The organism is Actinoplanes sp. NPDC048791 (assembly GCF_040650095.1).
GTDB lineage: Bacteria > Actinomycetota > Actinomycetes > Mycobacteriales > Micromonosporaceae > Actinoplanes.
The window spans coordinates 1-8,282 of the sequence record NZ_JBEZGQ010000312.1; the positions used below are offsets into that span (position 1 = coordinate 1).

Annotated in this window: 8 protein-coding genes; 1 reads left to right on the plus strand and 7 read right to left on the minus strand. The window is 70.5% G+C overall.

Annotation, left to right across the window (positions count from 1 at the left end):
* Positions 1–995: 995 nt before the first annotated feature.
* Both AB0C29_RS22335 and AB0C29_RS22340 read right to left on the minus strand, forming a co-directional pair.
* On the minus strand, positions 996–1,970 hold the full coding sequence (locus tag AB0C29_RS22335; RefSeq protein ID WP_360823124.1) for a D-alanine--D-alanine ligase: 975 nt from the start codon (positions 1,968–1,970) through the stop codon (positions 996–998).
* Positions 1,967–3,268, minus strand: coding sequence for a PLP-dependent aminotransferase family protein (locus tag AB0C29_RS22340; protein WP_360823127.1), 1,302 nt, complete (start codon positions 3,266–3,268; stop codon positions 1,967–1,969). The genes AB0C29_RS22335 and AB0C29_RS22340 overlap by 4 nt, the downstream gene beginning before the upstream one ends.
* A gap of 197 nt (positions 3,269–3,465) precedes the next feature.
* Between AB0C29_RS22340 and AB0C29_RS22345 the strand changes: the two genes are divergently transcribed.
* Complete coding sequence (locus AB0C29_RS22345; RefSeq protein WP_360546662.1) at positions 3,466–4,131, plus strand: GNAT family N-acetyltransferase; 666 nt, start codon at positions 3,466–3,468, stop codon at positions 4,129–4,131.
* 4 nt (positions 4,132–4,135) lie between these two features.
* On the opposite strand, the gene AB0C29_RS22350 is transcribed toward AB0C29_RS22345, so the two are convergent.
* The 5 genes from AB0C29_RS22350 to AB0C29_RS22370 form a co-directional block, all read right to left on the minus strand.
* Entirely contained in the window at positions 4,136–5,287 is a 1,152-nt protein-coding gene (locus AB0C29_RS22350) for an N-acetylmuramoyl-L-alanine amidase (protein ID WP_360823130.1), read from the minus strand.
* Between the two features lie 134 nt (positions 5,288–5,421).
* On the minus strand, positions 5,422–5,745 hold the full coding sequence (gene trxA, locus AB0C29_RS22355; RefSeq protein ID WP_212987036.1) for a thioredoxin: 324 nt from the start codon (positions 5,743–5,745) through the stop codon (positions 5,422–5,424).
* 16 nt (positions 5,746–5,761) lie between these two features.
* Positions 5,762–6,721, minus strand: coding sequence for a thioredoxin-disulfide reductase (gene trxB / locus AB0C29_RS22360; protein WP_360823133.1), 960 nt, complete (start codon positions 6,719–6,721; stop codon positions 5,762–5,764).
* A 145-nt stretch (positions 6,722–6,866) separates the two neighbouring features.
* Complete coding sequence (locus AB0C29_RS22365) at positions 6,867–7,847, minus strand: hypothetical protein (protein ID WP_360823136.1); 981 nt, start codon at positions 7,845–7,847, stop codon at positions 6,867–6,869.
* Positions 7,844–8,282, minus strand: a 439-nt coding sequence (locus AB0C29_RS22370; RefSeq protein WP_360823139.1) for a sigma factor-like helix-turn-helix DNA-binding protein, incomplete at its 5' end; no start/stop codon positions are given. The genes AB0C29_RS22365 and AB0C29_RS22370, both read right to left, overlap by 4 nt.

Below are 8,282 nucleotides of genomic sequence, written 5' to 3' on the forward strand. Positions count from 1 at the left end.
GGCTCCGGCCCGGCCCTCGGCTCCGGCCCGGCCCTCGGCTCCGGCCCGGCCCTCGTCCTCTAGCCTCTGGCCTCCGGCTCCGGTTCCCGGCCTTGGCTCCCGGCCCTCGGCCGCTGACCTTCGACCCGGCCGGCGTCGGCCCCGCAATTCGGCCGTGACCCGCCGCCGGCCGCATTCAGGCGACCCCGACCCTGTGCCAGCCACGGCCACCGACCCAGCCCTCGGCTGCAAACCCCGCACTCGACCTATGCGCCGTCGCCGTCGCCCGACCTCAGCCTGACCGCCGACTCGTCCCTCGGTCGCGGCCCAAGATCTGGACCTCCATCCCTTGAGCTCACGGCCCGCCCCGACCCGATCCTTGAAAGGACCTACTGCCGACCTGATCCTCGCCCAAAGACCGGACCCCAATTCGGGCGGCAACCCGGTCCTTCATCAGGCGGCCACCCCGGGCCTGACCCAACGCGGGCCCGGCCGGGCCAGGAGCCGGGCCCGCGTCCCCTGCCTCAAGCTCGACGTCGGCTGCGACTCAAGCACTCCCTCAGCCCGCGCCCGCCCGAGTCTGCATTTGCCCGAGCTTCTCAGCTGCGGCCTCAGCTTCACCTATGAGCCCGGTACCGGACGGGATCCGGTCCTGCCCCCGACCCGGGGCCAACGCCAGCTGCCACCTCGCCCCACCACGCCGACTCAACCACCGGCAGCCGCCGCCTCGTCGCAACCTCGAACAACACCGTTGGCCAAGACCCCGTCCGCGGACCACCCACTGTCCAGGTACCGAAGCAATCCCCCGGCGGATGAAACCAGCTCCCACCTCCACCGTCGATTGACGAGGCAGACGATGAAGGCAGCCAGCCAACCCAGAAAGCCCACCCAAGAACCCACATGACACAAACGGTGGGCACGGCGGCCGCACCTGCGAAAGCCAGCCGCACCAAGCCAATAAAACAGGGTGGCCACCCCCACCCACGCGGGACGACCACCCTGAGAAGAACAACAGATCAAGCAGCCCCCCGAGCCACCGCCCGCCCAACCAGAGCCGCCAGCATCTTCCCGAAGTCCAACCCCTCAGCCTGCACAGCCAACGGCAGCAAAGAAGTCTCAGTCATCCCAGGCGACACATTCACCCCGAGCACATGCGGCCGCCCCTCGGAATCCACGATCAGATCCACCCGAGAAAGGTCCCGCAACCCCAAAGCCTCATGCGCCGCCAACGCCGCCTCAGCAACCGCCCCTGCCACGGCACCAGACAACCGGGCAGGAGCATGCCAAGTAGTCAACCCAGCCGTGTACCGAGCCGCGTAGTCATACACCCCGTTCCGGGGAACGATCTCCACAGCCGGCAGAGCCTGCGGCCCAGATCCCAGATCAACCACCGACACCGCCACATCAGTGCCCGGCACGAACCGTTCCACCAAAGCCGTCGAGTCGTACGCGAAGCACCCCACCATCGCCGCCGGCAGAGCAGCAGCCTCCCGCACCACCGCCGCCCCCAGGCCCGACCCGCCCTGCGCCGGCTTGACCATCAACGGCAACCCGAGCCGCTCAGCGATCCGGTCCAGCACCGCCACCGCACCCAGCTCCGAGAACCGGTCGTGCGGCAACGCCACCCAGTCCGGCGTAGGGATCCCGGCCTCGCGCAGCATCGACTTGGCGGTCGGCTTGTCCCAGGCGAGCCGGGCCGCGCGCGCGTCGCAACCCACGTACGGGATGCCGCACAGATCCAGCACCCCGCGCAGCGACCCGTCCTCCCCCGTCGCCCCGTGCAGCGCGATCACGACCGCATCCGGCGGGTCCTCGCGCAGCGTCGGCAGCAGCGACACATCCGCGTCGCGCATCTCCGCCGACAGACCGGCCGCGCGCAGGGCGTCCAGCACCCGGCGGCCCGAGCGCAGTGACACGTCCCGTTCGTAGGACAGGCCGCCGGCCAAAACCAGCACGTGCGTTTCTGATGGCGTACGCATGGTGTTGATCATGCCAAGTCCGGGCCGGGAGTGTCCGCGCCGGCGTGGCCACGACGGCGCGACGGGGTTGTCGGTCCGAAGACCGCGCGCATCGCCAGCTCCTGTTCCATTACGCCGGCCAACCGGCGCACGCCTTCGCGGATGCGTTCGGGGGGCGGGAACGAGAAGTTGAGGCGCAGGTTGGTGCCGCCGGTGCCGTCGGCGTAGAAGCCCGTGCCGGGCACGTAGGCGACGCGGGCCGCGATCGCGCGCGGCATCATCGCCTTCGAGTCGAGGCCTTCCGGCAGGGTCGCCCAGACGAACAGGCCGCCCTCCGGCCGGGTCCACGTCGTGCCGGCCGGCATCAGGTCACGCAGTGCGTCGAGCAGTGCGTCGCGGCGCTCGCGGTAGATCTCGCGGTAGGTCTTGATCTGCTCGCGCCACGGCATGGTCGACAGATACTGCGTCACGGCGCCCTGTGCGAACGCGCTCGGGCACAGGATGTTCGCCTCGCTGGCCATCACCAGCTTTTCCCGTACGGCATGAGGGGCGAGCACCCAGCCGACCCGCAGCCCGGGCGCGAACGTCTTGGAGAACGTGCTGACGTAGATGATGCCTTCGCGCCGGCGGGCCCGCAGGGGCCGCGGCGCCTCGCCCGCAAAACTCAGCATCCCGTACGGGTCGTCCTCGACCACCAGCATCCCGTGCCGTTCGCAGATGTCGAGGATCTCGTCGCGGCGGGCGTCGGTGAGCGTGACACCGGCCGGGTTCTGGTACGTCGGGATCGTGTAGAGGAACTTCGCCCGCCCGCCGGCCTCGACGATGGCCTGTTCCAGCGCGGCCGGCACCAGGCCCTCGGCGTCCATGGCCACGTGCCGCACCTGTGCCTGGGCAGCCTGGAACACGCCGAGTGCGCCGACGTAGGTCGGCCCCTCGGCGAGCACCATGTCACCCGGGTCCAGGAACAGCCGTGCCACCAGGTCGAGGCCCTGCTGGCCGCCGACGGTCACGACCACGTCGTCCGGGGACGCCCCGACGGACGCGTCGATGCCGGACAGGCTCATGACCTCACAGATGCGTTCGCGTAGCTCGATCGTGCCCTGGCCGATGCCGTACTGCAGGCTGGTCGTGCCGAGCTCGGTCGCGAGCCGGCCCATCATCTCCCCCACCGCGTCCAGTGGCAGCGCCGCGATGTACGGCGACCCACCGGCCAGCGAGACCACCTCGGGCCGGCTCGCCACGGCGAACAGGGCGCGGATCTCGGAGGTCGTCATCCCGCGGACCCGCCGCGCGTACCGATCTGTGTAGTCGTCCTGGGTCGTGCCGGTCATGCGGCTCACCTCGATAAATCGCTGGTCACATCGGCGTCCATGCTAAAGGTCCGACGCATGGGGCCGCCTGCGGTTAACGACCGTTACGCTCCCGTTCAAGGCCATTGCGGCGTAGTATCCGTGCGGGGGCGCGGACGAGCACGTGAACAGGACCGTGCTTCGAGTCCGGAAAATTGTCGATTCTCAAGGGGTCCCGCATGTCGCGACGCCTGGTCAACCTGACTCTCGACACGCTCGAGGATCTGCCCCGGCCCTGCCGCCAGTGCGTCTACTGGGAGCTCGATCCGGTGTCCGCGGAGCGGGCCTGCGCCTCCGGGGATCCGGGCCTCGAGAAGGAGGCCTGGGTGTCGCAGACCCTCCTCGAATGGGGGAGCTGCGGAAAACTGGCATACGTCGACGGGATGCCCGCCGGTTTCGTCATGTACGCCCCGCCGGCGTACGTGCCGCGGTCCATGGCCTTCCCCACCTCGCCGGTCTCGGCGGACGCGGCGCTGCTGATGACCGCGCACGTGGTGGCGGCGTTCGCGGGCGGCGGCCTCGGCCGGATGCTCGTCCAGGGGGTCGCGCGTGACCTCACCAAGCGCGGGGTGAAGGCGATCGAGGCCTTCGGCGACGCGAAGTTCGGTGAGGCGGGCGACGGCGAGGAAGGCTGCGTCGCCCCGGTCGACTTCTTCCTGTCGGTCGGTTTCAAGACCGTCCGCCCGCACCCCCGTTATCCGCGGTTGCGGCTGGAGCTGCGGACGGCCCTGTCGTGGAAGTCCGACGTCGAGTACGCGCTGGAGAAGCTTCTCGGCTCGATGAGCCCGGAGACGCTGCTGCGGCCGGTGCGTCCCGCGGCCGCCACCCGCTCGACCCCGAACTGACCGCTCAGGCGTTGCGGGACGCCAGCGCCAGCCGCAGCTGCCGCACGTCGATCGAGCCCGTCGGCACGTCGGCCTCGACGGGGAAGTACATCCGCTGGACCGCGGCCAGGATCGCCTCGACGACCTGCTCGCGGAAGGCCGGGTCGACCAGCCGTTCCCGGTCGGTCGGCGAGGTCAGGTAGCCCAGGTCGACCCGGACGGCCGGCATCCGGGTCAGCCGGAGCAGCTCCCAGGTCTTGGCGTGGATCCGGCAGTCGCGCATGCCGGTACGCACGACGATCTCGCGCTGTACCAGGTTGGCCAGCCGCTCCCCCACCGTCGAGGTGAGCCCGTTGCCGGTGCCGTAGTGGTATGTCGCCACGCCGTCCGCGGCCGGGGTCTCCTGGCCGTCCAGATGCAGTGAGATGAACAGGTCGGCGCCGAGGCTGTTGGCCAGGGCCGCCCGCTCCTGCCCGGTCATCGGCTGCAGCGGGGACGGGCCGCGGGTCAGGTGCACGCGCATGCCGGCGGCGAGCAGCCGGCCCTCGAGCCGGTTGGCCAGGTCGAAGACCAGGTCGGCCTCGGTCCACCGCAGCTGCCCGTCCGGCACGACCACGCCCAGGTCCTCGGCGCCGCCGTGGCCCGGGTCGATCACGATCGTCTTGCCGACCAGGCTGGAGCCGGACTGGCGGAACGCCTCGGCCTCGCGCAGCCACTGCGGGCGGCCACCGACGACCTTGCGGCCGAGCCGGCGCAGCGCCTTCATGGTCTGCGGGCCGCACGAGCCGTCCGGGGTGAGCCCGACCTCACGCTGGAACTGGGCCACGGCGCGGGCGGTGCGCGGGCCGTAGATGGCGTCGGCGCGGCCGCTGTCGAAGCCCATCTCCAGGAGCCGCTCCTGCAGCGCCCGGACGTCCTCGCCGACCAGCGACGTCGGCACCGAGTGGTAGAGGGTGCGGGCGCCGAGCTTCCAGCGGGCGCCGTCGAGCGCCTGCCAGGTCTCGGGGCCGACCAGCCCGTCGACGCCGATGCCACGGCTCTGCTGGAAGGCCCGTACGGCGTTCTCGGTGGCCTCGTCGAAGGTGTCGGCGACCGCCGGCAGCAACTCCAGGCCTACCAGGATCGACTGGATCTCCTCGACGGCCGGTCCGGTGTCTCCACGTCGGATCGAACGCACGCGCGGCTCCCTAACGACTGGGGGGAAGAGCAGAGGGCAACTTACGGAGCGTACTCCTGGACACCGGCTCGCGATGAGTCACGGCAACGGGCAACGCCCCGCATCCAGCTGGATGCGGGGCGTCGTGATACGGCTCAGAGAGCCGACTCGATGAAGTTGACCAGGGCACCCTTGGGCTTGGCGCCGGCGACGGAGTTGACCGCCTCGCCGCCCTTGAACATGGTCAGCGTCGGGACGGACATCACCCGGTAGGCGCGGGCGGTCTCCGGGTTCTCGTCGATGTTGACCTTGACGATCTGGACCCGGTCGCCCATCTCGTTGGCGATCTCGGCGAGCAGCGGGTCGACCTTCTTGCACGGTGCGCACCACTCCGCCCAGAAGTCGACCAGCACCGGCTTGTCGGACTGCAGCACGTCGGTCACGAACGTGGCGTCGGTGACGGCCTTGGTTGCTCCCACGGAAAACCCTCCTGAATTACAGCTCTACGAACGAGGCGATGAAGCGTTCCGCGTCGAGCGCGGCGGCGCAACCGGTGCCGGAGGCCGTGATGGCCTGGCGGTAGGTGTGGTCGACGAGGTCGCCGGCGGCGAACACGCCTGGGATGTTGGTGCGGGTGCTCGGGTGGTCGACCTTGACGTAGCCCTCGTCGTCCATCTCGATCTGACCCTTGAACAGCTCGCTGCGCGGGTCGTGGCCGATCGCGACGAACACGCCGGTCACGTCGAGCACCTTGGTCTCGCCGGTCTGCAGGTTGCGCAGCCGGGCGCCGGCCACCTTGCCGTCGTCACCGAGGATCTCGTCGACGACGGTGTTCCACTCGACCTTGATCTTCGGGTTGTTCCGGGCGCGCAGCGCCATCACCTTGCTGGCGCGGAACGAGTCACGGCGGTGCACGATCGTCACGGTCTCGGCGAAGCGGGTGAGGAAGGTCGCCTCCTCCATCGCGGAGTCACCGCCGCCGACCACGATGATGTGCTGGTTGCGGAAGAAGAAGCCGTCACAGGTCGCACAGGACGAGACACCGTGGCCGAGCAGCTCCTGCTCACCGGGCACACCCAGCGGACGCCACGCGGAACCGGTCGACAGGATCACCGCGCGGGCGAAGTATTCCTTCTCGCCCACCCAGACCGTCTTGAGGCCCTCGGTGCCCGCCTCGGTCGGCTTGTCACCCAGCTCGACGCGGGTCACGTCGTCGGTGATGAACTCGGCACCGAACTTCTCGGCCTGCTTACGCATGTTGTCCATCAGCTCGGGACCCATGATCCCGTCCGGGTGACCCGGGAAGTTCTCCACCTCGGTGGTCGTCATCAGCGCGCCACCGGACTGCACACCCTCGATGACCAGGGGCTTGAGGTTCGCCCGGGCCGCGTAGAGCGCCGCGGTGTAACCGGACGGACCCGAGCCGATGATGATCAGGTTTCGGACCTCGTCCACTGCCGACTCCTCAGTCTGGTTTCGCCGGGGACACCGGCGACATCGCATGCTGGAACGTCATCGTATGAGGGCGCATTCCCGCGCGTCACGGCATGTGCCGGAGGGCATAGGTAACCCACCTCACGCCGGGCGGGACGACGTCCGTTCAGCCTACCTTCACCGAAGCGCGGGTGTCCGCGCCGACTCCGCGCGTGCCGCAGGCCGGACCCACTGCCCACACCCACGACTCACCGTCGGCGACGAACTGCACGATCACGGCCGGGCGGCCGTCGAACCGGGCGTAGTCGATGGTCTGCGGGGTGATCGGACCGACGCCGTGCTGTGCCGCGATCGCCTCGATGCACGCGCGCAGCGCCTCCTGCGCCCGGAGGCGCGCGAAGGCCGGATCGGCCCCGGCCGCGACCTCGGCCGACGCCCCGACGTCCGGCAACGCCTTGCGGGCGTCTGTGCTGGAGTCCCGCGCCGGCGGCTGGTCGAGCATCGTCGTCATGCCGGCCGAACCCAGGGTGTCGCGCCGATAGTCGGTGCCCGATTCCAGGATCTGGGGTGCGGCACCCGGCGCGCCGAGCTCCTGGCCCGAATTCGCCCGCGGCGCCTCCGCGGCGGAACCGGCGGCCGAGGTGTCGGCGCTGTCGGCGCCGGACAACTGCTGGAAACCGAAACCCAGAAACGCGAGCACCCCGGCGGCGATCCCGACCGGCGCGGCCCACCGCAGCCGCCGCGCCCGCCTACCCCGAGACCCCGAAGGTACGGCGACCAGATGCCGATCAGGCGCAGCACCATCGGTGCCCGGCTCCATAGCGGCCCGACCGGCCGTGACACCAGAAGAAGAGTCAGCGATCGAAGTGACTGTGCCGCCGCCCTCGTCGGCAGCCGCGGCAGTCAGCGCGGAGTCGATCCGGGCGAAAACCTCCGCGGGCATCGGCTCGGCGACCGAACCCAGCGCCCGCAGTTGACCTGTCACGGCGGCGACCCCGCCGGAGAGCTGAGCGTGGGCGTCGCGCCAGGCCGGATTCTCAGCGATCAGATTGGTGACGAGGACCTCGTCGGGGGTGCCGTCCAGCGCGCCACCGACATAGTCGGCGAGCAGGTCGATATCGACCTCGCTGAACTCTGCCCCGGTCACTGCTGGTCCCCTCTGTCGGCGACTGACCCGTCACCCGCGGAAAGGTGCGGCGCTGTCGCAGCCGACCCGGATGGGACGCGCGCGGCAGGCCCGCGGTTCCCGGCGTGATCGCCGTCTCCCCCGGTCGCTCCCGCCGGTCCGGCCGCAGCGGCCAGCCCATTGGCTGCTGGTCCGGGGCCCGGGGTGTCCGAGCCCGTACGCAAGTGGCCGAGGGCCAGGGCCATGCGCGCCCGCCCGCGGGCGCACCGGCTCTTGATCGTGCCTTCGGCGACCCCGAGGATCTCGGCCGCCTCGATCACTGGATAGCCCTGCACGTCGACCAGCACCAGGGCGGCCCGCTGCTCGACCGGCAGAGCCGCCAGCGCCGCCCGCACCACCAGCGCGGTGTCGTGGTCCTGGACCGGGGCGGCCGGCTCCGGACCACCGGGACCGTCG